Annotated in this window: 20 protein-coding genes; 11 read left to right on the top strand and 9 right to left on the bottom strand. The window is 71.5% G+C overall.

From position 1 onward, the window contains the following. Window positions 1-96: 96 nt before the first annotated feature. Complete coding sequence (locus ACIA5G_RS53775; protein ID WP_395938358.1) at window positions 97-1,575, bottom strand: peptide MFS transporter; 1,479 nt, start codon at window positions 1,573-1,575, stop codon at window positions 97-99. A 175-nt stretch (window positions 1,576-1,750) separates the two neighbouring features. Here ACIA5G_RS53775 and ACIA5G_RS53770 point away from each other — a divergent pair, with 175 nt between their 5' ends. Beyond that, complete coding sequence (locus tag ACIA5G_RS53770; RefSeq protein WP_395938356.1) at window positions 1,751-2,767, top strand: methyltransferase; 1,017 nt, start codon at window positions 1,751-1,753, stop codon at window positions 2,765-2,767. Continuing rightward, window positions 2,764-4,353, top strand: coding sequence for an FAD-dependent monooxygenase (locus ACIA5G_RS53765; protein ID WP_395938354.1), 1,590 nt, complete (start codon window positions 2,764-2,766; stop codon window positions 4,351-4,353). Before ACIA5G_RS53770 ends, ACIA5G_RS53765 begins: the two co-directional genes overlap by 4 nt. Window positions 4,354-4,417: 64 nt before the next feature. Here ACIA5G_RS53765 and ACIA5G_RS53760 read toward each other — a convergent pair whose 3' ends face one another. Further along, the gene (locus ACIA5G_RS53760; RefSeq protein ID WP_395938352.1) at window positions 4,418-5,983 is read right to left on the bottom strand and encodes an FAD-dependent oxidoreductase; all 1,566 of its coding nucleotides are present in this window, start codon (window positions 5,981-5,983) and stop codon (window positions 4,418-4,420) included. Further along, on the bottom strand, window positions 5,980-6,996 hold the full coding sequence (locus ACIA5G_RS53755; protein ID WP_395938350.1) for a tyrosine-protein phosphatase: 1,017 nt from the start codon (window positions 6,994-6,996) through the stop codon (window positions 5,980-5,982). Before ACIA5G_RS53755 ends, ACIA5G_RS53760 begins: the two co-directional genes overlap by 4 nt. Window positions 6,997-7,190: 194 nt before the next feature. Between ACIA5G_RS53755 and ACIA5G_RS53750 the strand changes: the two genes are divergently transcribed. The 4 genes from ACIA5G_RS53750 to ACIA5G_RS53735 are packed head-to-tail and all read left to right on the top strand — an operon-like array spanning window position 7,191 to window position 10,875. Then, window positions 7,191-8,057 carry an LLM class flavin-dependent oxidoreductase gene (locus tag ACIA5G_RS53750; RefSeq protein WP_395938348.1) on the top strand — a complete coding sequence of 289 codons (867 nt, stop codon included), beginning with the start codon at window positions 7,191-7,193 and terminating at the stop codon, window positions 8,055-8,057. Further along, on the top strand, window positions 8,054-8,710 hold the full coding sequence (locus tag ACIA5G_RS53745; RefSeq protein WP_395938346.1) for an SDR family NAD(P)-dependent oxidoreductase: 657 nt from the start codon (window positions 8,054-8,056) through the stop codon (window positions 8,708-8,710). Before ACIA5G_RS53750 ends, ACIA5G_RS53745 begins: the two co-directional genes overlap by 4 nt. Window positions 8,711-8,719: 9 nt before the next feature. Beyond that, entirely contained in the window at window positions 8,720-9,928 is a 1,209-nt protein-coding gene (locus ACIA5G_RS53740) for a cytochrome P450 (protein ID WP_395938344.1), read from the top strand. Then, complete coding sequence (locus tag ACIA5G_RS53735; RefSeq protein WP_395938342.1) at window positions 9,925-10,875, top strand: Gfo/Idh/MocA family protein; 951 nt, start codon at window positions 9,925-9,927, stop codon at window positions 10,873-10,875. Before ACIA5G_RS53740 ends, ACIA5G_RS53735 begins: the two co-directional genes overlap by 4 nt. 43 nt (window positions 10,876-10,918) lie before the next feature. On the opposite strand, the gene ACIA5G_RS53730 is transcribed toward ACIA5G_RS53735, so the two are convergent. Beyond that, window positions 10,919-11,656, bottom strand: a complete 738-nt coding sequence (locus ACIA5G_RS53730; RefSeq protein ID WP_395938340.1) for a class I SAM-dependent methyltransferase — start codon at window positions 11,654-11,656, stop codon at window positions 10,919-10,921. Between the two features lie 43 nt (window positions 11,657-11,699). Then, complete coding sequence (locus ACIA5G_RS53725; protein ID WP_395938338.1) at window positions 11,700-12,632, bottom strand: NAD-dependent epimerase/dehydratase family protein; 933 nt, start codon at window positions 12,630-12,632, stop codon at window positions 11,700-11,702. 154 nt (window positions 12,633-12,786) lie between these two features. Between ACIA5G_RS53725 and ACIA5G_RS53720 the strand changes: the two genes are divergently transcribed. Continuing rightward, a complete protein-coding gene (locus ACIA5G_RS53720; RefSeq protein WP_395938336.1) occupies window positions 12,787-13,845 on the top strand; it encodes an NAD-dependent epimerase/dehydratase family protein in 1,059 nt (352 codons plus the stop codon). 565 nt (window positions 13,846-14,410) lie between these two features. On the opposite strand, the gene ACIA5G_RS53715 is transcribed toward ACIA5G_RS53720, so the two are convergent. The 3 genes from ACIA5G_RS53715 to ACIA5G_RS53705 form a co-directional block, all read right to left on the bottom strand. Next, window positions 14,411-15,640: a DUF222 domain-containing protein gene (locus ACIA5G_RS53715; RefSeq protein ID WP_395938334.1), complete on the bottom strand. Its 1,230-nt coding sequence runs from the start codon at window positions 15,638-15,640 to the stop codon at window positions 14,411-14,413. Between the two features lie 184 nt (window positions 15,641-15,824). After that, the gene (locus ACIA5G_RS53710) at window positions 15,825-16,814 is read right to left on the bottom strand and encodes an LLM class flavin-dependent oxidoreductase (RefSeq protein ID WP_395938332.1); all 990 of its coding nucleotides are present in this window, start codon (window positions 16,812-16,814) and stop codon (window positions 15,825-15,827) included. A 28-nt stretch (window positions 16,815-16,842) separates the two neighbouring features. Next, window positions 16,843-17,745, bottom strand: a complete 903-nt coding sequence (locus tag ACIA5G_RS53705) for an SMP-30/gluconolactonase/LRE family protein (RefSeq protein ID WP_395938330.1) — start codon at window positions 17,743-17,745, stop codon at window positions 16,843-16,845. 121 nt (window positions 17,746-17,866) lie between these two features. Between ACIA5G_RS53705 and ACIA5G_RS53700 the strand changes: the two genes are divergently transcribed. The 3 genes from ACIA5G_RS53700 to ACIA5G_RS53690 all read left to right on the top strand — a co-directional run bounded on the left by ACIA5G_RS53700 (window position 17,867) and on the right by ACIA5G_RS53690 (window position 21,154). After that, entirely contained in the window at window positions 17,867-18,556 is a 690-nt protein-coding gene (locus ACIA5G_RS53700) for a TetR/AcrR family transcriptional regulator (protein ID WP_395938328.1), read from the top strand. 364 nt (window positions 18,557-18,920) lie between these two features. Continuing rightward, window positions 18,921-19,583 (top strand): lytic polysaccharide monooxygenase, encoded by a 663-nt coding sequence (locus ACIA5G_RS53695; protein ID WP_395938326.1) that lies wholly within the window; start codon window positions 18,921-18,923, stop codon window positions 19,581-19,583. 119 nt (window positions 19,584-19,702) lie between these two features. Continuing rightward, entirely contained in the window at window positions 19,703-21,154 is a 1,452-nt protein-coding gene (locus ACIA5G_RS53690; RefSeq protein WP_395938324.1) for a helix-turn-helix domain-containing protein, read from the top strand. Between the two features lie 241 nt (window positions 21,155-21,395). Here ACIA5G_RS53690 and ACIA5G_RS53685 read toward each other — a convergent pair whose 3' ends face one another. Then, entirely contained in the window at window positions 21,396-23,018 is a 1,623-nt protein-coding gene (locus ACIA5G_RS53685; protein WP_395938322.1) for an FAD-dependent monooxygenase, read from the bottom strand. Between the two features lie 187 nt (window positions 23,019-23,205). Between ACIA5G_RS53685 and ACIA5G_RS53680 the strand changes: the two genes are divergently transcribed. Continuing rightward, window positions 23,206-25,137: a LamG-like jellyroll fold domain-containing protein gene (locus ACIA5G_RS53680; RefSeq protein WP_395938320.1), complete on the top strand. Its 1,932-nt coding sequence runs from the start codon at window positions 23,206-23,208 to the stop codon at window positions 25,135-25,137. Window positions 25,138-25,268 lie beyond the last annotated feature (131 nt).

Below are 25,268 nucleotides of genomic sequence, written 5' to 3'. Positions count from 1 at the left end.
CAACTTGGCCCACGTTTATATTACACCTCACCGCCAGCCCCACCCCCACCCCCCCCCCCCCCCCCCCGCCCCCCCCCCCGCTTCTCGAGTCAGAACTCAGCGGGCCGCGACGGCCGCGACCGGCGCCACCGGGGTTTCCGGGGCGGGCACGGCGAGCCGGGTGGTCAGCGACCGCCGGGCGAGCACGAGCGCGAGCCCGGAGCCGAGGCCGGCGCCCGCCAGGACGAGGTAGTACACCGGCCGCGGGAGCACGTCGGCGAGGTGCACGATCTGGCTGCCGATGCCGGCGCCGAAGGCCGAGCACATCCAGTACAGCCCCATCGTGCGCCCGGCGAAGGTCGACGGCGCGACGTCCACCGACGCGCTGAGGCCGACCGGCGCGAGCACCACCTCGCCGACGGCGAGCAGCAGGTAGACCAGGATCAGCCACCAGGGTGAGACCAGGCCGCCGTCGGCGAGCCCCGACGCGGCGCTCATCAGCAGCATCGACCCCGCGGCGGCGGCCAGGCCGGCCGCGATCTTGACCGGGAGCGAGATGCGCTCACCCGCCCGGGTCCACAGCACCGCGAGGACAGGCGCCAGCAGGAGCATGAACAACGGGGTCGCGGAGGCGAACCAGCCGGCGGGAATCGTGAACCCGCCGAGCTGCCGGTCGGTCGAGTGCGCGGCGAACAGGCTGAGCAGGGAGTTGCCCTGGATGACGAACATCCAGAACAGCGCGGTCGAGGCGAGCACCCAGCCGAACGCCGACACCCGGCGCCGCTGCGGCACGCTCAGCGCGGGGCTGCGGCGGAGGATCAGGAAGTAGGCCACCGGGGCGAGCAGGGACAGCAGGCCCATGGCGATCACCACGTGCATCAGGGTGAAGGTGCCGGCCAGCACGTCGGCGGCCGCCAGTGCCGCGACGACGATCGTGGACACGCCGGCGACCAGCGCGGCCTTGCGGCGTTCGGCGGTCGAGGCGGGGTGGCCCGGCTCGCGTCCCAGCTTGCCGAAGGACCGGCTGCCCAGCACGAACTGCACCACCCCGAAGGTCATGCCGACCCCGGCGGCGGCGAACCCGAGGTGCCAGTTGATGGTCTCCCCCAGGAACCCGGTCACCAGCGGCGCGACCAGAGCGGACAGCTGGATGCTGACGTAGAACAGCGAAAGCGTCGACTCCCGCTGCGCGCTCTGGCCGGGTCCGTGGAACCGGCCCAGCAGCGCGAGCATGTTCGGCTTGAGCAGCCCGGTGCCCGCGGCGATCAGCCCGAGGCCGATCCACGTCGCGGCGGCGGCCGGGACGAGCATGGTGAAGTGCCCGAGCGCGATGCCCGAGCCACCGATCACCACCGCCCGGCGCTCGCCGAGCACCCGGTCGCCGAGCCAGCCGCCGGGCATGGCGGCCATGAAGACGAGACCGACGTACGCGCCGAAGAGCGCGGCCGCCGTTCCCATCGGCAGGCCGAGCCCGCCGCTCGCGGGTGACGCCGCGGCGTAGAGCGCGAGTATCGCGATCATGCCGAAGAAGCTGAAGCGCTCCCACATATCCGTGAGGAACAACGTGACGAACCAGCGTGGGCGACCTAGGACCATGCCGGGGAGCATGCGGCGGCGGATTCGAGCGTGACTGGAGAAGGACTCGCGGCCTCGCGCGCGCGGCCGGCCACGCGCGCGAGGCCGGCGGCGGACTCGTCGCCGCACGCGGACCCGAGTCTTTTTCGAGCGCCCGGTGGTGTCCTTCCCGGCGACGCCTCGAAAGGAGACCGATGTGAGCGGTCCGTCCACTTTGAACGACATCAACCGGCTGGGTATCGCGTTCGCCGAAGCGAAGGTCGTGCTGGCCGCCGTCGAGCTCGGCCTCTTCACCCGGCTGGCCGCCGGTCCCGCGACCCAGGACGAGCTGTGCGCCGAGCTCGGGCTGCACCCCCGCGCCGCCCGGGACTTCCTGACCGCGCTGGCCTGCACCGGTCTTGTGCACCACGAAGACGGGAAGTACACCGGCAGCGCGGCCGCCGACCTGTACCTCGACAAGGCCAAGCCGACCTACGGCGGCGCGTTCCTCGAGCGCGCGAACCGGATGATGTACCCGGCGTGGGAGAACCTGTCCGGGCTCCTCCGCACCGGCGAACCGCAGCTGGCCGGCCGTGAAGACCAGACGGCCGCCTTCGAGAAGATGATGGGCAACCCCGACCACCTGCGGAACTTCCTCCGGATGATGGACGCGGTGTCCGGGCCGCTGGCCCCGGAACTGGCGACGAAGTTCGACTGGAGCGGCCACCGCACCGTGCTCGACGTCGGCGGCGCGCGCGGCAACCTGCTCGCGCAGGTGCTCAAGGCCCACCCGCACCTGTCCGGCACCGTGTTCGACCTGCCCCCGATCGAGCCGATGTTCGACGAGCACATCGCCGGCTTCGGGCTCACCGATCGGGCGCGGTTCGCCGGCGGTGACGCGTTCACCACCGAGCTGCCCGCGGCCGACGTCGTCGTCACCGGGCACGTCCTGCACGACTGGGGCCCGGCCGAGCGGACCGAGCTGGTGCAGCGCATGGCGCGCGCGGTGAACCCCGGCGGTGCACTGCTGATCTACGACATGCTCCTGGAGCCGGCGCCGGCCGACTCGTGGAACACCATGATCAGCCTCAACATGCAGCTGCTGTCACCCGGCGGGTCCGAGTACACCCTCGCCGAGTGCGAGGAGTACCTCGCCGCGGCCGGGCTGTCCGATGTGGACACCGTGCGCCTGGGTGACCACGACACCCTCGTCATCGCGAGGAAACCCGCATGAGCTCCGCACGGGTGCCCGTCCTCGTGGTCGGCGGCGGGCCGGTCGGCCTGTCCACCGCCCTGTTCCTGACCAAGCACGGCATCACCCCGACCCTGGTGGAGCGCCGCGACTCCACGTCGTGGCTGCCCCGCGCACCGGGCATCCAGGCCCGGACGCTGGAGATCTTCGCCTCGGCGGGCCTCGAGCAGGAGATCCGCGCACTCGAGATGGGTGACTCCCACCCGTACTTCGAGGGCGGCATCCTCCGCACCCCGACGCTGGCCGAGATCGACACGGCCGACGTCGTCGAGGCGCCTTCGCTGGACGGAGCGGAGATCAGCCCGCAGCGGGTGATGGGCTGCGGCCAGGACCGCTACGAGCGCGTGCTGGCCGAGAAGGCGCGCGCGGGTGGCGCGACGCTGGAGTTCGGCACGAAGCTCGTCTCCCTCACCACCCACGAGGACGGCGTGACCGCCGAGCTGGAGTCCGTCACCGACGGCACACGGCGGACGATCGAGGCGGACTACCTCGTCGCCGCCGACGGGGCGAGCAGCTTCGTCCGGCGCACGCTCGGCATCCCGCAGGAGGGGCGGGGCACGGTCTTCCACGCCCTGAGCATCTACTTCCGGGCCCCCCGCCTGGAAAGCGTGATGCACGACCGCAAGTTCATCCTGTGTTACGCCACCAAGGGCCCGACGGTGATGACGTTGTCCCGGCTGCACGGGTGTGACCCGTGGGCGGGCGCCGCGCTCTACGACCCGGCCGAGGAGTCCCCGGCCGACTTCACCGAGGAACGCTGCATCCAGGTGGTGCGGGATGCCGCCGGGGTGCCCGACCTCGAGGTCGAGATCGTCGGCACCGTGCCGTGGGAAGGCGCCCAGCGGGTGGCCACCACGTTCCGGTCCGGCCGGGTGCTGCTCGCCGGGGACGCCGCGCACGTGCACCCGCCCGCGGGCGGGTTCGGCGCCAACACGGGCATCCACGACGCGCACAACCTGGCGTGGAAGCTCGCGGCCGTCCTGCGCGGCTGGGGCGGGGAACGGCTGCTCGACAGCTACGACGCCGAGCGCCGTCCACTCGGGACGGCCATGGCGGACCAGGCGTTGCTGCGCAACCGGATCCGGCACGGCCACGCCTCGGAAGCCGACCGGGCCCGGATGGTCGACGACATCATCGTCACCCTCGGGTACCGGTACGCGTCGTCCGCGATCGCCGATCCGGACGACGGCCCGGTGCTCACCCCGCACCTGGAGCTGACCGGCCAGCCCGGCACCCGGGCCCCGCACGTGTGGCTCCGCCGTGACGGAAAGCGCGTCTCGACGGTCGAGCTGTTCTTCGGCTCGTACGTGCTGCTGGCCGGCCCCGAGGGTGAGCAGTGGCACGACGCGGCCTCGGTGGTGGCGACGGAGACCGCGGTGCCGTTGCGCTCGTTCCGGATCGGCCGTGACCTGGTGCCGGACGAGGGCGCCGACTGGGCCAAGGCTTACGGGGTCGCCCCGGACGGTGCGGTGCTGGTGCGGCCGGACGGTTTTGTCGCGTGGCGCACGACGGCTTCCGGGCAGGACCCGAAGGCCACCCTGCAGGCCCTGCTGGAGACTCTGGTCTGACCACTCCCCCGATAACGCTGAAGCGCCTTCGCCGGACTACCCGGCGAAGGCGCTTCAGTGCGGTTCAGGCCGTCACCGGCTCCCGACAGTCCAGCGCCGCGAGCACGGCAGCCAGATCCCCAGGGGTGAAGCCGGTTTCCTTGCGCCAGGCCACAAACCCGTCCGGACGCACCAGCAGCGCGCCGGTGGCAGTGATGCCGTGCCGGGCGAGCTCGGTGCCTTCGAGCACGTAGGACTGCAGCCCGGTGTCCACTTCGGTGCCGGCGAGCAGGACGTACTCGCGGCCGTAGCGGTCGAGCGTGGACCCGTCGCCGAGTGGCAGGTGCGGCGCCCGCGTTCCCGGCTGGCCGGTCAGCTCGGCGGGAGGCAGCGCCACGGGTCCGTCGCCGGAAGCGAACGGGCCCGGGTAGCGGTAACCGAACACCGCGGCGTCGTAGGGCACCGGCGTGTGCCCGGCGGGCGCGGCCACCTTGGCCCCGCCACGCGCGCTCATCAGCAGCAGCGCCTGCCCCAGCGTGAACTCCGCGACCGGACGGCGTTCGGCGTCGTAGGTGTCCAGCAACGCCTCCCCCGCCCGGCCCGTCAGCACGTGCGCGAGCTTCCAGGCCAGGTTGTGCGCGTCCTGGATGCCGGTGCCCGCGCCGAACGCTCCGGTCGGCGGCATGACGTGCGCGGCGTCGCCGGCGAGGAACACCCGCCCGGCGCGATAGGTGTCCGCGACGAGCGCGCCGACTTCGTAGCCGAGCACCCGCACGCCGTTCTCCAGCTGCGGGACGAGGGAGACCGGCAGGTCCGGCACCCCGGTCGCGGCCCGGATCGCGGCCACGCAGCGCTCGTCGTCGAAGTCCTCGATGCGCTCACCGCGCTCGGGGAAGTACGGCGTGTTGAACACCCAGCGCCGGTCGCCGCCGTGCGGGAACAGCACCGTGCCTTCGTGGGGCGTCGTGAGGTGGCACGACGCGACGAACTGCCCGTTCGCCGGGTCGTGGCGGCCCCGCATCGGCCCGGACAGGTCGGCGTCGAAGACCATGCTCGCGACGTGGCTGAGCTTGCCGGGCCCGTGCCGGCCGATGCCGAGCAGCGACCGCACCGTGCTGCCGTTCCCGTCGGCGCCGATCACGTACGCGGCGCGGATCCGGTGTTCACCATCCACAGCGGACACGGTCGCGGTGACGCCGGTCTCGTCCTGGTCGAGGGCGACGAGCCGGTGCCCGAACCGCACGTCCGCGCCGAGCTCCTCGGCCCGCTCCCGCAGCACGCGCTCGAGCCGGTCCTGGTCGATCATCCCCCACCCGGACGGGCTGACCTCCGCGCCGCCGCCCGCGTCGGCGGGCGGGCGCTGCTCGGTGCGGCTGAGCTCCTCGCCGGCCAGGGTCACCGCGCGCAGCAGGTACACCGACGGGAGCTCGCTCACGTAGCCGCCGCTGTCGGTGACCGCGGCGGCGAGACCGACCTGGCGGAGGAGCTCGGCGGTGCGGGGGTTGATGCTGCGCGCCCGCGGGTGGATCAGCGACCCGGAGTGCCGCTCCACCACGGCGGTGCGCACGCCGAGCCAGGACAGGAAGGTGGCGGCGGCGAGCCCGGTCAGGCCGCCGCCGGCCACCAGGACGTCCACAGTGGTCGTTTTCACCGCGGGGCCTCCAGCAACGCGGTCCGCAGCTGCCGGGTCAGCTGGTCGGTGATGCCGAGCGCGGTGAGGTAGGCCGGGAACGAGCCGTAGTCGCGGGCGACCTGGTCGTACCCCGCGTCGAGGTAGCCGATCGTGGTGCCCGACGACATCAGGTAGTCCTGGCGGATCACGTCGTCGGACACGCCGAGCACCTTGAGCAGGATCACCGTCATCCAGCCGGTGCGGTGGTTGCCGCCGGTGCAGTGGTAGAGCAGCGGGCGCTGGCGGGCGTCGGCGATGTGGGCCAGCGCGTCGGTGAACTGGTGGCCCAGGTTCGGGTTCGAGACCAGCAGCCGGTAGTTGTCCGCGATCAGGTCACCGGTGGACGGCGGGGTGTTCGGGTCCGGCGGCACCGCCTGGTCCGGGTCACCGACCGGTTCCGCGACGTGGGTGACGCCGGCCGGGATCGGGTCCGGGCCCTCGGCGGTCGCTTCCGCGGTCGAGCGGAAGTCCAGGTCGTCCTTGATCCCCAGGCCGGCGATCTCTTCACGACCGGTCGTGGTGGCCGGCGTCAGCCGCGCGGAGCGGAAGATCGTGCCCCAGCGGATGCGCAGGCCGCCCGCTGCTGGATAGCCGCCCAGGTCGCGGGCGTTGTTGACACCTTCGAGGTTGACCAGCTTCGCGGCCACCCCCTCGCCCAGCTTCGCCGCCACCGGCACGATCGTGAAGTACCAGCGGGACGTCGGCGCCAGCCCGGTCACCGTCGCCGCGCCCGCGGCGTCCTTCGCGACCAGCTTGCCGTCCTGCGCCTTTTCGATCGGGTGAGTGGCGGCGTAGACCGACGCCGAGCGGACGTCGCCGGCGGGTGACCAGCTCAGCTGGTAGCTGCCGTCGGCGGCCCGCACCGCCGTGGCGCCGGCGATCGGCAACGTCCGGGGATCACAGGCGGACGCGGCGGCACCGCCGGTCAGGACGGCGGTGGCGGTGAAGACGGCCGTCACCACCACACCTCGCCGCAGGGACAAGCGCAACATAACGGTCTTCTTCCTCTGGAACGGACGCACGAGCGGGACACGCGCGCGCGGCCCCAGGCTCGTCACCGCCGGTCGAAACGCGCTGCAGTCCGGCTCGACACCGCGGCGGTGCGTCCCAGCCGCGTCCCAACGAGTTTCGAGTCGGCGCGCCGAGCATGCGACGCGAAGCTGCCGCCGGAAGTCTGGAGACCTGCATGCGGATCGGTGTCGGCCTGCCCGCGATGGTGCCGGGCGCCAGCGGCGCGGACGTCCTCGACTGGGCCACGACCGCCGAGGCGAGGGACTTCTCGACGCTCGGTGTGCTCGACCGGATCGTCTACCCGAACCACGAGCCGCTCACCACGCTGGCGGTGGCGGCCGGCGCGACGCGCCGGATCCGCCTGACCACGACGGTGCTGCTCGGCGCGACCCGCTCCCCCACCGTGCTGGCCAAGCAGGCGGCGACCCTGCACGAGCTGTCCGGCGGCCGGCTGGAGCTGGGGCTCGCCGCGGGCGGGCGGCGCGACGACTTCGACGTCACCGGCACGTCGTTCACCCGGCGCGGCCGGAACCTGGACGAGCTGGTCACGACCCTGCGCCGGACCTGGCGCGACGGCGAGATCGGCCCCACCCCCGCGGCGCCCCCGCCGGTGCTGGTCGGCGGGCACTCCGAGGCGGCGATGCGGCGGGCCGCCGGCCTCGCGGACGGGTGGATCTCCGGGAGCGGCTCGGCCGAGCCGTACGCCGACCGGCTCACCCGGCTGCACAAGGCCTGGGCCGAGGCCGGCCGCACGGACGAGCCCCGGCTGGTCGCCCTGGCGTACTTCGCACTCGGCCCGGACGGGAGCGCGCTGGCCCGCGACTACCTCGGCGGCTGCTACCGCGGGATGGGCCGCTACGCGGAGCGGGTCATCGGCGAAACGCTGCTCACCCGGGACGCACTCGCCCGCACCGCCGCCGAATACGCCGGCGCCGGTTGCCAGGAGCTCGTGCTCTTCCCGTGTTCGGCCGATCTCCGCCAGCTCGACCTGCTCACCGATGCCCTGCACGGTGCGGGCCTGCTCGGTGCGGGGCCGTCTTGAGGGCACTCGTCACCGGCGCGGGGCGCGGCATCGGGCTCGCCGTCTGCCGGCACCTCACCGCCGCCGGGTTCGAGGTGGTCGCGTCCGCGCGGCGGCTCGCCGACGCCGAGGCCGCGGAAACCGGCCGGGCCGTGCAGCTCGACGTCACCGACGCCGGCTCGGTGTTCACCGCGCTCGAGCAGGCCGGCCCGGTCGACGTCCTGGTGAACAACGCCGGGGTGCTCCTCGACGAAGGCGCTCCGCCCGAGTCCGTCCCGCCCGAGCTCGTCGCCGAAACCCTTGCGGTCAACGCGCTCGGCGCGCTGCGGGTGTCCCAGGCCGTGCTGCCGGGGATGTTCGAGCGGGGCTGGGGCCGGATCGTCATGGTGTCGAGCGGCACCGGCGCGTTCAGCCACGGCCTGTTCGCCGGCGCACCGGCGTACTCACTGTCCAAGACCGCGCTGAACGCCGTGACCGTGCTGCTCGCGAACAGCGCCCGCGGCCGCGGGGTGCTGGTCAACGCGGTCAACCCCGGCCGGGTCCGCACTCGCATGATGCCCGAGGCCGACGGTGATGCCGCCACCGCGGCCGCCGACATCGCCTGGGCCGCCACGCTGCCCGACGACGGGCCGACCGGCACGTTCTTCCGCTCCCGCGAACCGATCGAATGGTGAGGAACCCCGATGACCGAAGCCGTGACGACACTGCCCGCGTTCCCCTTCCGCGTGCGCACCCCCGGGGAAGCGCTCGACGAGTACTCGAAGCTGCGCGCACAGGCCGCGGTGACCCGGGTGCAGTTGCCCGGCGGTCATGAAGGCTGGCTCGTCCTGCGGCACGCCGAGGTCCGGACGGTCCTGACCGACCTGCGGTTCAGCAAGGAAGCGATGACCCGGCCGGACGCGCCGAGGCTGATCCCGGTGCACCGCGGCTCGCGGTCGCTGGTGAACCTGGACCCGCCGGACCACACCCGGTTGCGCAAGCTGGCCTCGCGCGAGTTCACGCAGCGGCGGGTCGAGACGCTGCGGCCGCGGATCGAGGAGATCACCGCGGACCTCGTCGACACGATGCTGGCCGCCGGGTCCCAGGCCGACGCGGTGACCGCGCTGGCCCTGCCGCTGCCGATCACGGTGATCTGCGAGCTGCTCGGCGTCGAACCTGAGGAACAGGCCCGGTTCCGGCAGTGGGGCGACAAGGTGCTCACCGTCGGCGGACCGGGCGCGGACGCCGACGCGGCGCGCGAGGCGGCCGGCGCGCTCATGGGCTACCTCACCGGGCTGATCGAGCGCAAGCGCGCCCGGCCGGGTGAGGACCTGCTGACCCGGCTGTTGCAGGCCCAGGAGGACGGCGACTCGCTCGACGCCGAGGAGCTGCGCACACTCGCGATGACGATCCTGATCGCCGGTTACCACACGACGGTCAGCGCGGCGTCGCACCTTCTGGTGCACCTGCTGGAAGACCCGGCGCGCTACCAGTCCCTGGTGGACGACCCGGAGCTCATCACCACGGCCGTCGAAGAGGCGCTGCGCTACAGCCAGGTCGCCGGCGGGTTCGGCTCGATGCGGATCGCGCTCGAGGACGTCGAGCTCGGCGGGGTGACGATCCGGGCCGGTGAGCCGGTGATCCCGCTGATCAACTCCGCGAACCGCGACGAGTCCGCGTTCGCGGAGGCGGACGAGCTGCAGCTGGACCGCACCGACAACCCGCACCTGGCCTTCGGCGCGGGCATCCACTTCTGCCTCGGCGCCGCGCTCGCCCGGCTGGAACTGCGGGTGCTGCTGGAAACCCTGGTGGCGCGCCGGATCCCGCTCGCGCTGGGCACCCCGGTGGACGAGCTGCGGTGGCACCTCGCGACCGCGTTCCCCCGGCCGGCCGAGCTGCCGATCCAGTGGTGACCGGGCCGCGGTTCGGCATCCTGGGCTGCGCCGACATCGCCGCCCGCAAGACGGTCCCGGCGATGGCCGCCGCGGGCCTGCGGGTCACCGCGGTGGCGAGCCGGTCGGCGGCGAAGGCGGCGGAGTTCACCGCCCGGTTCGGCGGTGAGCCGGTGACCGGCTATCCGGCGCTGCTGGAGCGGCCCGACGTGGACGCCGTGTACATCCCGCTGCCGAACGCGCTGCACCAGGAATGGGCGGAGGCCGCTCTCGAAGCGGGCAAACACGTCCTGGTGGAGAAGACCGCGACGATCGGGACGGCCGCGGCCGCCCGGCTGGTCGCGCGCGCGTCCGCCCGCGGCCTCGTGGTCATGGAGAACTTCCCGTTCCCTCACCACTCGCAGCACGCCGAGGTGGCGGAACTCGTGGCGAAGGGTGTGCTCGGCGAGCCTCGGCTGATCACGGCGGACTTCGGCATCCCGCCGACCGCGCCGTCCGGGATCCGGTACCAGGCCGAGCTCGGTGGTGGGTCACTGCGGGAGACCGGCTGTTACCCGATCCGGGCTTCCTGGCCCTACCTCGGCACCCCCGAGGTGGCCGGCGCGATGCTCGTGCGCTCCGGCGGCGTGGACGTCTCCGGGAGCGCGCTGCTGCGTGGCGGGACGGTGGCCGCCCAGTGCTCGTTCGGGTTCGTGCACGCCTACCGGAGCACGATGTCGGTGTGGGGCAGCGAAGGCCGGCTGACCCTGGACTGGGCGTTCACCCCGCCGCCCACGACGCGTCCCGTGCTCCGCCTGGAGTCACAAGACGTGCGGGAAGAGCGGGTTCTCCCGGCGGACGACCAGTTCCGCAACGTCCTCGTGTACTTCGCGAGCCTGATCGGCGATCCGGCGGGACGCGCGGTGGAGCACGGCAACCTGCTGACCCAGGCGCGGCTGCTCGAAGAGGTCGTCGCGCAGGCTTCGTGAACGGCGGGCGGGTTGTCCACCCGCCCGCCACTCACGATCGGCGTCAGGCTGTGGCCACGAACGACATGAAGTGCGGGTGCACGTCCAGCTCCAGCACCTCGCCGAACACGTCGTTCAGGATGGCGGTGCCTTCCGCGCTGGTCAGCAGCTGCGTCCGGTACGCGCCGGTCTTCATCCGCCCGCCCGACGCCCGGATGACCACGGCCGTGCTGAAGAAGCCCGCGGTGCGGCGCAGGTGGTTGAACGTCCCGTAGCGCTTGCGCTCGAAGTCGTGGAAGTTGTCGCGGGTCCACAGGTTCCCGACGAAGATCCCGCCCGGCGCCATGAACGTCTTGAGCCGCTGCAGCACCTCCCGGACGTCGCCGAGGTGGTGGATCGCGTCGACGCACATCACCAGATCCGCGGTGCCGAGATCGTGCTCGGCCCAGAAGTCGCCCAGCACGAGCTTCAGGTCCTCGTGCTGCACCCGGCCCCGCACGATGTCGAGGCCCTGCTGGGAGATGTCGAGCGCGGTGATGCTCTTCGCCGCGGTGCGGGTCGCCGCGAGACCGGTGAACTCACCGGTGCCGCAGGCGAACTCGAGCACCTGCCCGGTTTCGGCGCCGTACTTCTCGAGGTACTTGCCGATGGTGTCCTTCTGGCTGAGGAAGTGCTCCCGCAGCAGCGGGTGCTGCTCCGCCGCCGCCCGGTCCCAGAACCGCGCGGCCCAGTACTTCCGGCCGTCCGGCGGCACGCTGTCGAGCAGTACCTTGCCGGAACGGGCGAGCAGTTCAGCTAACATTCGGTCCCTCGCTCTGCAGTCGGGTTACTCCGGAACAGCCTGGTCAGATGGTCTCGAAAATCGTTTGGAGCTCGGTGACCCCGGCGGTGACGGCCGCACCGGCGAGCCAGGACCGCCAGGTCGCCGCCACGCCTTCCTTCAGCGACGTGTCAGGTCGCCAGCCCAGCACCCGCTCCGCCTCGCCGACGTCGAGCCAGACGTCCTGCCGGTCGAACAGCCGGCTCGGCTGGAACTCCACCCGCAGGTCGAGCGCCACGACCGAGCGCACCACGTCCAGCAGGCCGGTGAGCGAGGTGCGCACACCGGAGCCGATGTTGAGGATCAGGGGTGTTGCGGGCTCGGCGCCCCGCACCCGCCGCATGACGTCGACGACGTCGTCCACGTAGACGTAGTCGCGGGTCGCGTTCACGTCGCCGATCAGCCGCAGCGGCCGGGAGTCCAGCGCCGCGGACAGCCAGTGGGCGAGCACCCCCTGGCCGCGCCCGGTCGGCTGGCCCGGACCGTACACATTGGACATCCGGAGGATCACCGCCGGCAGCTCACCCGCGTGGCTCAGCAGCTCCTCTTCGAGGGCGATCTTCGCCCGCCCGTAGGCGCCCGAGGGTCTCAGCGGCGAGCTTTCCGCGTACGGCGGCGCGAACGCCGGGTCGTACACGGTGCCCCCGGAGCTCGTCAGCACCACGGTCGGCGGGTTGTCCCGGCGGCGCAGCCGATCGAGCAGCGTGCTGAACAGCACGTGGTCGGCCCGCGCCAGCTCCGGGTGGCTCTCCCCCAGCGCCGGGTTGATGCTGGACGCGAGGTAGAACACCGTCCCGGCGCCGGCGATCGAGTCGGCCAGTTCGCCGTCGCGCAAGAACCTCGACTGCCTCGTGAAACAAGCCGTCCGCACCCGCGCGTGGTCGAGCGTCGCCGAAAGCCGGCGTCCGATGAACCCCGCACTTCCGATCACCACCGCCGTGTCGGTTGTGCCGTCCACGACCACCCGACCAAGCATCAGCACCACAGCCTCTCGCCACGTCCGCCTCCGTGACCCGGACGGCTGGACCGTATGGCGCGCGGGTCCAGCCGCATTCGAGTCCGGGCCGAGCACCGCCGAAGAACGTGGGAAGCCACAAGACGCGGGAGGCGGAATGCGAGTTCTGGTCACAGGCGGCGCCGGGTTCATCGGCCGCAACGTCGTCGAGGCCCTGGTGGCCGCGGGGCACGAGGTCCGGGTCCTGGACGCGCTGCTCCCGCACGTCCACCCGTCCGGCGCACCCCCGGAGTTCCCCACCGGAGTCGAATTCCGGCACGGCGACCTGCGCGACGAGTCCACAGTGGCCTCGGCCCTGCGCGGCATCGACGTGGTGTGCCACCAGGCCGCAATGGTCGGCCGCGGCAAGGAGATCCGCGACGCGGCACGCTATGTGACGTGCAACGACCTAGGCACCGCACAGCTCGTCACCGCGATGACCGAGCTGGGTCTCGGCAAGCTGGTGCTAGGCAGCTCAGTGGTGATCTACGGCGACAGCCGCTACGACTGCCCAGCGCACGGCCGCGTCCGGCCCGGCCGCCGAGCTAAGGAGGCCCTAGACGCGGGCCGGTTCGAGGTGACCTGCCCGGAATGCGACTTGTCGCTAGTGGACAATCCGGTCGAGGAGGACGATCCGCTCGACCCGCCCCGCAACGTCTACGCGGTGACAAAGCTGGCCCAGGAGCACCTGGTCGGCGCGTGGGCCCGCGAGACCGGAGGACAGGCGGTCGCACTGCGGTACCACAACGTCTACGGACCCAACATGCCCCACGGAAGCCCGTATTCCGGCGTGACGGCCGTCTTCCGCACGGCCGTGGAGCGCGGAACGGCAGCCCGCGTCTTCGAGGACGGCAAGCCGTGCCGGGATTTCATCCACGTCCGCGACATCGCATCGGCCAATGTGGCGGCGTTGTCGGCGCAGCATTCGGGGTTCCGCGCGTTCAACGTGGCGACCGGCGACCCGCGCAGTATTGCAGAGGTGGCGGGCGCCCTGGCTGCGGCGCGCGGCACACCGCAGCCGGTGATCACTGGTGAGTATCGCATCGGCGACGTGCGGCATATCGTCGCGTCTCCGCGGCGCATCAAGGCGGAGCTGGGCTGGCTGCCTTCGGTTGGGTTTGAGGAGGGTATGGCGGAGTTTGCGCGGGCTCCTATGCGGGCGGCTGTGCCTGCTTAGGGAGTTTCTTGTAGGTGGTTGAGTTTGCTTGGCTCGCGACGTGGGGTAGGCCGGTGGCTGCGGGTCTTTCCCGTTGGCCGGTTGGTCACGCCGCTAACGGCAAGCGTTGGTGGCGGTGGTTGAGCCGCTTCAACCGGCTCAACGGCTCACGGGCGTGGGTGCAGGCCCGCAACCACTAGCTGCGGGCCGATCCCGTGTTCAATTAGTCAAGCCACGAACGGCAACAGTTGGCGGGGTGGCTGAGCTTGCTTCAACCACCTCAACAGCTCACGGGCATGGGTGTAGGCCCACAGCCGGCTGCTGCGCGCCTACCCGCGGACTGGTCAAGGCGCAAACGGCAACAGTTGGCGGGGTGGTTGAGTCTGCATCAACCAGCTCAACGGCCCACGACATGGGCGTAGGCCCGCTGCCGGCGGCGGCGGGCCTACCCCGTTCAATTAGCCAAGGCGCGAACAGCAACGGTTGGCAGAGGTGACTGAGCTTGCTTCAACCACCTCAACGGCTCCCGGGCGTGGGTGTAGGCCCGTAGCCGTTTGGCTGCGGGCCTTTCCCGTTGTTCGGTTGGTCATGCCGCGAACGGTAGGGGTTGGTGAAGGTTGTTGCGCCGAGGTTTTCGGCGCTTATCCAGGAACACCGGGGGCAAGAACTCCGGTAGACCGTCAGTGGCGATGCGGACTTCCCAGCCGGAGCGGTGCAGCAACCGGTGGTGATGGGCGCACATCAGCACCAGATTGCCCAGATCCGTCGGGCCGCCGTCAGCCCAGTGGCGAATGTGGTGACCTTGACAGTGCCGGGGTGGGCGATGGCAGCCGGGGAAGGCGCAGCCGCGGTCCCGGAGGTAGAGGGCGCGGCGAAGTTTGAGTGGGACCAGGCGGCGTGAGCGGCCGAGATCAAGCAGTTCGCTCTTGTTGCCCAACACGGCCGGGATGAGTTTGCAGTCGCAGGCGTGGATCCGGGCTTCGGCTGCGGAGATGCGGCCGGTGTCGCCGAGAGTTGCCCGGCCAATGCCGGACCGAAGGTCTTCCAGCGAGACCGCGACCATCACGTGTGCTCGTTCACCAGCCTGCGTCGGCAGGTCCGGGGAGTTGAGAGCGAGGTCGATCGCGTCAGAGAAGGCATCGCCGTAGCGTTCCTGCGGGGAGCGGAAGTCGGGGCCGTCGTCGGCGGTGCGGCGTTGGGCGAGCACGTCGAGGAGGGCGCTGGCGCGGGCGCCGGTCTCATCGTCGAACCGGCCGTTGAGCTCCCACACCCCGGATCTCTTACGGCGCAACGACAGTTCCCGGCTGGGGGTGGCGGGCTCGGTGAGCTCGGGTTCAGCACCGTCGGGATCGAGGTGCGCGACGATCCGCGCCCCCAACGCTGCGACTTGCTTGTGCCCGGCTTCGGAGGCGAAGGACAGCAAGTCTCGTTCAGCATTGTCGCGGTGTTCGGGTGGAATCTGGGTCAGGGCTTCAACGATGGTGTCGATCATCGGGTTGCTCAACCGGCCATCCAGGGCGGCGACCCCGGTGGCGGGAGCAACAGCAGGCACCGGACTGCCATCGAGAGCACACCCAGGATTGACCGCCCGCGCTCGTTTCACGACGCGTTCGGCAGCAGCCTTGGGAACATCAGCCAAGTGCTCGAACAACCGCGCAACAGACCGATACCCGAACAGCTCCATAACCCCGCGAGACTCGATTTCCACCAGCAGCGAACCGATCTCAGCCTCAGCAGACCGCACCACAGTGAGCAGCGCGGAGACACGGTCGGCCAAGGCCACCGCATCTGCTTGCCACACCGTTTCGCTGTCCACACACCAAGATTACCGATGATCGAACGAATGTTCATCACTCGATCAGGTGGAAGCGCAACACCGGCAGGGACACCGTTGCGTGGGGAATCGGCGCTCCCGCACCGAGCGACAAGCAACCACGAGCAAGCGCCGATTTCCCACGCCCCGGCGAAGCCGCATCTTGAGAACCAACGCCGGAGAGCAGCTACCCACTAGCAGCGTCGAAGAACTTCTCAAGCTCAGACCGAACATCAGGCCCACAAGGCTGAAAAACGATCTCGGTAACCCCCCGAGCGGCAACCTCATCCAACCGCCGCCGGATCTCCTCACGAGTACCGCTCATCGTGACATCCCGCAGCATCGTATGCCCACCGGCCTTCCAGGCCGCCTGGTCAGCCTCCCCCAGCTCCACACAGTGTCCACTATGGACCGCGAGATGCCGCCGCTCCGACGGCGTCTGCTCCACCACATCCAGCCACTCCGTGCCACCCGGGAGAGCACGCACAGCGGACGCACCGCCGAACTCGTAAGCGCCGTGGTAAGCCAACGCCCAGCCGGGCCCGGCGGCCCGGCGGGCGTGCTCGGTGTCGGTGCGCTCTTCCGGATCGAGCACCGTGCCCCACACCAAATAAGGCACCCACGAGTACTCGCGAAGGAACTCAGGCAACTGCAGCGTGACGTACAGCCCGTCGCCGAGTTCCTTGGCCACCCGGTGCCCCTTCGGCCCCAGCGCCCCGATCAGGACCGGGACGTCGACCGGGCGGGCGGGCGCGTGGCCGTCGGGGTGCAGCATCTGCATCTGCGCTCCTTCCCACTCGACGACGTCGCCGCGCAGAAGCCCACGGAAGGCGCGGATGTAGGACTCCATGTAGGCCCAGGTGATCGCTCGGTACCCCATCGCCCGGCGGCCGGTGAACCCGGTGCCGAAGGAGACCGCGACACGGCCGGGCGCCAGCGCGGCGAGGGTGGCGGTCGCCGCGGCGTTGACCATCGGGTGGCGCAGGCTGGGCACCAGCACGCCGGGGGCGAGCCCGATCCGCTCGGTGCGCTCGGCGGCCAGTGCGAGGGTCATCCACACGTCGGGGCTCTGCTGGGGCGTGTCGTAGACCCACGCCCGCGCGTAACCCAGCTCTTCGGCCACCACGATGTTGGCCGGGGAATCCAGTGCGGTCGGGAAAGCGCAGGAGACGTCCATGCGGGCCCTCCGGTTCGACGGGGCTGGTTCAGGGCAGGCCGGCGTGCGGGACCTCGACGTCGACCGCGAGGAGCTGGGCCTCGCGGACCGGACGGCGTTCGTGCTCGGGGAAGGACGGCGCCGCGCAGAGGTAGAGCGTCCGGCCGTCGTCGCCGCCGAGCATGCAGGCGAAGACCCCGGTGCCGGCGTCGACCTCGTCGAGGATCCGGCCGCCCTCTTCGACCCGGATGACGCGGTTGTGGACGGCGTCGGCCACCCAGATCGCGCCCTCGGCGTCGGCGCAGATGCCGTCGGGCGCCACTTCGAGGCGCTCCACCGCCTCTCCGACGTCGTCGGTCTGCGGTGTCTCCCCGAACTGCGCCCACACGCGCCGGCCGCTCAGCTCGCCGTCTTCGCCGATGTCGAAGGCGGTCAAGCGCCCGGCGAAGGTCTCCGCTACGACCAGCACATTGCCGGGCAGGATCACCATGCCGTTGGGGAACCCGAGGTCCTCGGCGGCGACGGCGACACTCCCGTCCGGGTCGACGCGGGTGAGCGTGGTGTAGCGCATCGGCGCGCCGCCCATGAGGTCGAAGCCGAAGTTGCCCACCCAGGCGCGGCCGCGGTCGTCGACGACCATGTCGTTGAGCACCCCGGACACCACGCCGGAGAGGTCGGCGTGCTCCGCCAGTTTTCCCGACTCGTCGCGCACGAGGAGGCGGTGGTCGCGCATCGACACGATGAGCAGGCGCCCGTCGGGCAGGAAGCCCAGCCCCGACGGCTGCTGCGGAACCTCGGCGACGACCTCGGTGCCGCCGCGGCTGTCGATCGCCACGACCTTCTCGGTGTAGAAGTCCGACACCCACAGCCGGCCGTCGTGCCACCTCGGGCACTCGAGGTAGGAGAAGCCGTCGGCCACGACGGTCGGTTGCCTGGACGCGGCTTGTCCCATCGTGACCTCTCCTTGTGTCATCGTCGACAGTTCCGTAGGTCGAGTAACTAAGCGCCCAGTTACCATGACCGCGGGGCCGGGGTGTGTCAAGCCCGGACCCCTGTCGGAGGGGAGATCAGCGATGCCCGCGAAAGAGCGCCGCCGCGGTGGCGGGAGACACCCGGCGGCGGCCGCGATGGAGCTCACGACCAACCTCGGGCCCGAGACGGTCCCGGACGAGTTCTGGGGAGAAGACACCTCCGCGGTGGCTCGCGCGCTGCTGTCCTCGGCCGTGCAATGCTTCGCCCGCAAGGGTTTCCACGCCACCACCACCCGCGACATCACCGCCGTCGTCGGCCTCAGCCCCGGTTCGCTGTACGTGCACTTCTCCTCGAAGGAGGCCGTGCTGTTCCACATCGCGCGGACCGGCCACGAGCGCGCCCTCGCGGCGCTGACGGCCCAGCACGACGACGGCGACACCCGCCGCCACCTCCGGCGGCTGGTGGCCGGGCACGTGTCGTGGCACGCCCGCCACCACACCGTGGCGAGGGTCTGCCAGTACGAACTGGCGGCGCTCGAGCCGGCGCACTTCGGCGAGGTTCTCGAACTCCGGCAGCAGTTCTCCGCGGTGGTCCAGACGGCCGTGGAGCGCGGCGCCCGGGAAGGCGTCTTCGACGTGCCCGACATCGACCGGACGGTGCGCGCGATCCTGTCGCTCGGCATCGACCTGGTGCGCTGGTACCGCCTCGACGGCGCGGACTCGCCCGAGGCCCTCGGCGAGTCCTACGCCGAACTCGCCGCCCGGATGCTCGGCGCCCCCTCCCCCGGCTGACACGTCAAGCGGCTTCTGCGCAGGTCCGGGCCGGTCCCGGACACCGGCGTGTCACCCATCTCGGTGATGTCCGGTCCGAGCCGTCATTTCGACCGCGCCCGGCCCTCTTGACCAGTGCTGAGGTGATCGGTCCGGCAGGCCCCCCGACCGTCCCGATCTCCGACAGTTCGGCTCGGCGGCAAGACGCCCCCCGCTTGCCGCCGAGCCCTGATCTCGCCAACAGGGCGCTGACCTCCCGCGGAAAACAGGCCACCGCAATCACCCGCGCTTCGTTGAAGTTTTGCCGGATCACCGATACTCTGTCACGCACGCTGGGAGCGCTCCCAATGGATCACCACCACTCATCACGAATGGAGGCCCATTCATGCGTACACGGACCAACCTTGCGGCCACCGTCCGGCGACGGAGCGTCCTGGCAGTGCTCGTCGCCGCGCTGGCCGGGATGTTCCTCTGGGTGCCGGCGGCTTCGGCGCACGGCACCATCGTCGGCCCCGCCACCCGCGCCTACCAGTGCTGGCAGGACTGGGGCAGCCAGCACACGAACCCGGCCATGCAGCAGCAGGACCCCATGTGCTGGCAGGCTTTCCAGGCCAACGCCGACACCATGTGGAACTGGATGAGCGCACTGCGGGACGGGCTCGGCGGCAACTTCCAGGGTGCGACGCCCGACGGCCAGCTCTGCAGCAACGCCCTGTCGCGCAACAACTCCCTGAACACCCCCGGCCCGTGGAAGACCACCAGCCTCGGCAGCAGCTTCTCGATGCACCTGTACGACCAGGCCAGCCACGGCGCCGACTTCCTCCGGGTCTACGTCAGCAAGAACGGGTTCGACCCGGCCACCCAGCGCCTCGGCTGGGGCAACCTCGACCTCGTCACCCAGACCGGCCGGTACGCCCCCGCCAAGGACATCACGTTCACGGTCCAGACCTCGGGTGTCTACACGGGACACCACGTCGTGTTCACCATCTGGCAGGCGTCACACCAGGACCAGACCTACATGTGGTGCAGTGACGTGAACTTCGGCTAGCGCGGCCGGGATCCGGCCCGGCGCCGAGCGCGCCGGGCCGGGCCTTCCGGTCACGAAAAGGTCCGGTTAAGGTGAAAGTTCGTGTGCCCCAGGGGGTGGTCGACGTCGGGCGAGGTCGGGTGACCGCTGATCGAGCCGACGACATCGTCGCGCTCTCCCGGCTGTCCGCCGGGCCCGGCGCGGTCGGCGCGCTGCTCGACTGGCTCGCGAGGCGCACCGGCGGAACGGCCGCGCTGCTCGACGTGGACGGCAGAACTCTCGCGGTACCCGCAAAGCGGTCCGCTCCCCGCCCGCCGATCCTGGCTGCGGCCGCCGCCGCGGTGGCCGGCATGCACCCCCGCGGAACACCTTCGGCGGTGGTCGGCGGCGAGCCGGACCCGATCGACGTCGTCCGCCTCGACGCCGGGGACGAGGCCGGGCGGGCGCCGTACCTGGTGGTCGCGGGCCGGTCGGAGCGCCGGCACAGCGTCCTGCTCGCCGACGCCGCGCGGTTCCTCGGCCTGTGCTGGCGGCTGGCGGAGGCCGAACAGGCCCGCGGCCGGGTCGCGTCGGCGATGACGCAGAGCCGTGAGGCCGTGCTCCACCTGCTCATGGCCGGCAGCTTGGCCGCCGCGAGACGGATCGCCGCGACCCTCGGACCCAAGCTGCCGAGCCTGGCCCGCGTGTACGTCGTGGAGTGCCCGGCCGGCCGGCGCCTCCAGGTCGCCGACCAGATCGAACGCTTCGCGCGGGGGCGGGCGTGGATCGTGCCCTGTCCCGTGCAGCCCCACCACCTGATCGCGCTCGTCCCGCCGGAGCGGGAGCACCGCGGCCTGGACCGGCTGATCGCCGAACGCGCCCCGGAAGCACGGGTCGGCGCGAGCCAGGAGATGCCGCTGCAGGAGACCGCGCTCGGCTACGAACAAGCGTTCCACGCCCTGGCGGTGGCCCGCGGTGTGCCCGGCCGGTACGCCCGGTTCGATCGGCACACCGGCCTCACGCCGTTCCTCGGCGGCCGCGGGCCCGCCTGGGCGGCCGGGTTCCTGGCACCGTGCCTGACCCACGTCCCGGCGCGGCGGGCCGATCCCGGCGCCGAAGAGCTCCTGGCCACGCTGAATTCCTGGCTCACCTTCGACAGCGGCGCCGGCCGCCACCTCAAGATCCACCGCAACACGCTGTACGCGCGCCTGCGCCTGCTCGACGGCCTGCTCGGCCTGGACCTGACCCGGGTCGCCGACCAGTCGGCCGCCTGGCTCGCCCTGCGCCTGCACGCCGTCCACCGGACCTTCACCGCACCACCGGCGGCGAGCACGCTCGACGACCTGCTGGCGACCCCGGCCGCCGGCGTCTGGGCCCGATCCCAGCTGCTTCCCCTCGAAGGGGCCGGGCTCCCGGCCGGCGCCGAGACGGTCCGGGCCTGGCTGCGCGCCGACACCCGGCTGCCCGCCACCGCGTCGGCCCTGGCCATCTCGGCGCCGGCCACGCGCAAGCGGCTGGCCAGGATCGAGCAGGTGCTCGGACGGTCACTGCTGCACGCGCCCAGCGCCAAACACGAGCTGTGGCTGGCCATGCGCGCCCTCGGCACGCTCTGAACCGCGCTCACTGGTCAGCGAGAAACCGCCGCGGCGCTCACTGTGCAGTCTGTGCCTCGCCACACCGGGCGCCCGCTGGTTACGTTCGAACACGCCGGCCTGGCTGGACGATTCAAGGGGGAAACCGTGCCGAAGCGGAAAGTGTGCGCATCGATCGGCGCGGCGGTGGCCTAGGCCATCGGCGCGCGTGAGAGCCGGTCCGGTGACCGTAACGGCCTGCGGCCGTGAACGGGGGTGGCGGTCACCGGGCCGGCACCACGCCGCGTGCCCGGTCGAGGATCACCGCCACGTCGGGTGGTGTTGTGTCGCCGCGCCAGGCGATGTGGCGGTCGGGGCGGACGAGGAGGTACGCGGCGCCGTAGCGCTCCCGGAGATCGGGGCGGTTCAGCCGGTACCGCGCCAGGGGAACACCTACGGACGCGGCCGCGTCCTCCCAGTCCGGCGCGCCGGGTGCGGCGACCTCGAGAAGGGTGAATCCGGGCCCGAGGACGTCGTAGAGCGAGCGCTCGCGGTCCAGCCACAGGTGAGGTAAGCGGTTTCCCGGCTTGCCCGACGGCCGGTGCTCCAACGGCGGCGCCACGGGTTCCGGCCGGTCGTCACCGGTGATGAGCGGTGAATCGTCGTACCGGGCGCCGAGGACGAACCCGACGGTGTACATCTCGGCGGCCTTGGTCTGCCGGATCAGGTCCGCGGTCTTGCTCCGGGCTTCCGCTCCTTCGGCGTCGGACCGGGTGAGGGCGGGGTGGGCGAGTTCCCCGGTGAGGACCCGCATGTTGCGTTCGGCCTCCGCGATCGCGCGTTCGGCCATCGGCCGCCGTTCGGTCTCGTAGGAGCCGAGCAGTCCGGGCCCGGCCCAGCCCCGCAGGTGCGCCGCGAGTTTCCAGCCCAGGTCGACCGCGTCGCCGATGCCGGTGTTGGCGCCGAACCCGCCCCAGGGCGGGTTCTGGTGGGCCGCGTCGCCGGCCAGGAAGCAGCGGCCCTCGCGGTAGCGGTCGGCGACGAGCATCCGCGCCTGCCACGGGTCCACGCCGGTGATCCGGATCGGGTGCTCGGCGCCGATCATGGTGTGCACCGCCGAGCGGACGGACGCGGTGTCCGGGTCCGCGGCGGCGCCGATGATGATCGCCCACCAGGTGTCCTCGGTGTCGAGCCGGCCCATCAGGCCGTTGACCTCCGAGTTGACCACCCAGTACTGCACGGCGCGGCCGTGGGGGTGCGCTTCGCCGAGCCCGGGCGCGCTGAAGATGGTCTGCAGGTTGCGGATCTCGTGGCTGCGCCCGGAAAGCCGGATGCCGAGCTCGCGCCGCACGACGCTGCGGCTGCCGTCCGCCCCGACGAGGTGTTTGCCCCGGACGCGCCGCTCGTTGCCTTCGCCGTCGACGGCCGTGACGGTGACGCCGTCGACGTCCTGCTTGACCCCGGTCACCGCGAAGCCCCACCACGCCGACACACTCGCCCGCTGCGGCAGCGTCGCGCGCAGGGCCTCCTCGAGCCGGTTCTGCGCACACCACTGGGCGGGCTCGGCGAGGTCGTCACGCTGGACGTCCGAGAGCGCGAAGATGCCGTCGAAGCGCACCAGGCCCTCGCCGGTGAGGCTGGTGCAGAACACGGCCGAGTCGGACCAGCCGAACGGCAGCCGTGCGTGGTCGCGGATCGCGCCGGCGATGCCGAGCCGCCGGTAGGCCTCCATCGACTTGGGGTTGATCTGCTTGCAGCGCGGCGAAGCGAGGTCCGGCTGCGTGCGCGGCTCGACGACGAGGCAGTCGACGTCTCGCGAGCCCAGCTCGTGCGCGAGGGTCAGGCCGACCGGGCCGCCCCCGGCGATGATCACCTCGGTCGTCACGGTGTCGCCGGCTGACGCCATCGCAGCTCACCTCCAGGCCGGGCTCGGCAGCGCATGTAGAGGCTATCGCCCCCGGCACGGCGAACGGGCTGCGCGACGTAAGGGAGCCGTCGTGAGCAGGCCATCTGCTGTTCGTGTCGGCTCAAGCAGACGGGAATAGCGTCCGGTCGCCGAAGGATTCTCCCTGGAAAACCGAATGAGGCAGATCATGCGCGAAAACCAGCCGGGCCCGAACCGACGGTCCTTCCTGCGCAACGCGGGGCTGGCCGGCGTCGGCGCGACGGCGCTGGGTGCGCTCGGCGTCACACCGGCCGAAGCCGGCACCACGGACAACACGAACACCGTGGACAGCGCGAACAGGGGCCGGTGGAACCCGGACGGCGAGAGCCGCCAGTTCACCGTCGCCGTGATGCCGGACACCCAGTACCTGTACTGGGGCAGCCAGAACAGCATCAACCCGGAGCCGCAGGAAGCATCGCTGCGCTACGTGATCGAGAACAGCGGCAAACCGGACAACAACATCGTCTTCCTGGCCCACCTCGGCGACCTGACGCAGGACGCCGACGTCACGTCGTTCCAGGCGGTGGACAAGACGTTCAAACTGGCCGATTCGGCGAACGTCGCCTACAGCGTGCTCGCCGGCAACCACGACGTGTCCGGGGACGACACCCGCGGCACCACGCCGTACCTGCAGACCATGGGCCCGCAGCGGTTCCGCCGGCAGAAGTCGTTCCTCGGCTCCGACACCAGCGGCTACAACACCGCGCACGTCTTCCGCGCGGCCGGGCGCGAGTGGCTGTTGCTGGCCATGGACTGGCGCACGTCGGCCGCGGGCTTCGCGTGGGCCGACAGCGTGATCAAGAAGAACCCGCACCTGCCGGTGATCCTGACCTGTCACGAGATCGTGGCGCCGACCTACGGCGACGAGGTCTACCCGTACGAGTCGGGCGACGCCGAGAACAACGCCGAGATCACCGACTACGGCCAGACCGTGTGGGACTCGCTGATCAAGGACAACGACCAGATCTTCCTCACGCTCAACGGCCACTACTGGCCCTCGGGCCGCATGACGAAGAAGAACGCGGCCGGCAACGACGTGCACCTGCACATCACGAACTACCAGAACCGGTACATGAGCGGCGGCGGCATGCTGCGCCTGTACCACTTCGACCTCGAGCGCAACACGATCGACGTCGAGACGATCTCGCCGTGGATCCTCGAGAAGGACCCCGCGAAGCGCAACCGCATGGAGGTGCTGGAGTCGCGGCTCACCACGGCCGTCGACCGCTTCTCCACGCCGTTCGACTTCGAGCAGCGCTTCTCCGGCTTCATCCCCGTGCCGGTCCGCCCGGCGCGTCCGGCGGGCCAGGTGCTCGTGCCGGGCACGCTCGCGTACTGGCGCTTCGACAACGTCGGCCCGAACGGCAGCCCCGTCACCTCCAGCCAGAAGGTGCGTGACCTGTCCGGCCACGGCAACGACCTCACGTTGCAGTCCGTCGCCGGCACCGCGCCCGACGCCCTGACCTGGACCGACGACCACCATCCCGACCAGCCGGGCCACGCCAGCCTCCGGTTCGCCGGCGGCCGGAGCCCGCTGCACGGCGCGTACCTGACCACGGGCTCGCGCGCGCCGCTGAACACCGAGACGTTCAAGCGGGGCTACACGATCGAGACGTTCGTGAAGATCCCGCGCGACTGGGACGGCGGCGCCAACGGCAACATGCCCGTCCTGGTCCGCCGCGGCGCGTCCGGCGACGCGGGCAAGCACGGCAAGAACACCGACCCGAAGGAGCCGGTGGCCCAGCTCATGACCACGAACAACGGTCGTGAGGTGCAGTTCAACTGCTACCCGCTCAGCCAGACCTACCCGACCACCAACTGGAGCCACGGCCTCGCCGAGGACCAGTGGTGGCACATCGCGGTGGTCAACGACGGGCACCACACCAAGGTGTACGTCGAAAGTTCGCCGGTGGCCGACAACCCCTTCACCGACTCCGTCGGCATCGCCTCGCTCGGCCTCACCTGGCTCCTCGGCGGCCACGAATACGGCGGCACGCTCGACAACGTGTTCCACGGCTGGATCGGCGACGTCCGGATCGTCGACCGCGCGCTGCGCCTGGACGAGTTCATGACCCGGTGATCCCCCGGCGGGGGGGGGGGCCCCCGGGGGGCCCCCCCCCCGCCCCGGGGGGGCCGGGGGCCCCCCCCCCCCGGGCGGCGCCCCCCCCCCCCCGGGGGGGGGGGGGGGGGGGGGGGGGGGGGGGGGGGGGT

Source organism: Amycolatopsis sp. NPDC051758 (genome assembly GCF_044453095.1).
Lineage (GTDB): Bacteria > Actinomycetota > Actinomycetes > Mycobacteriales > Pseudonocardiaceae > Amycolatopsis.
The sequence above is the reverse complement of the archived record's forward strand: the minus strand, read 5'-3'. Positions and strand labels throughout refer to the sequence as shown.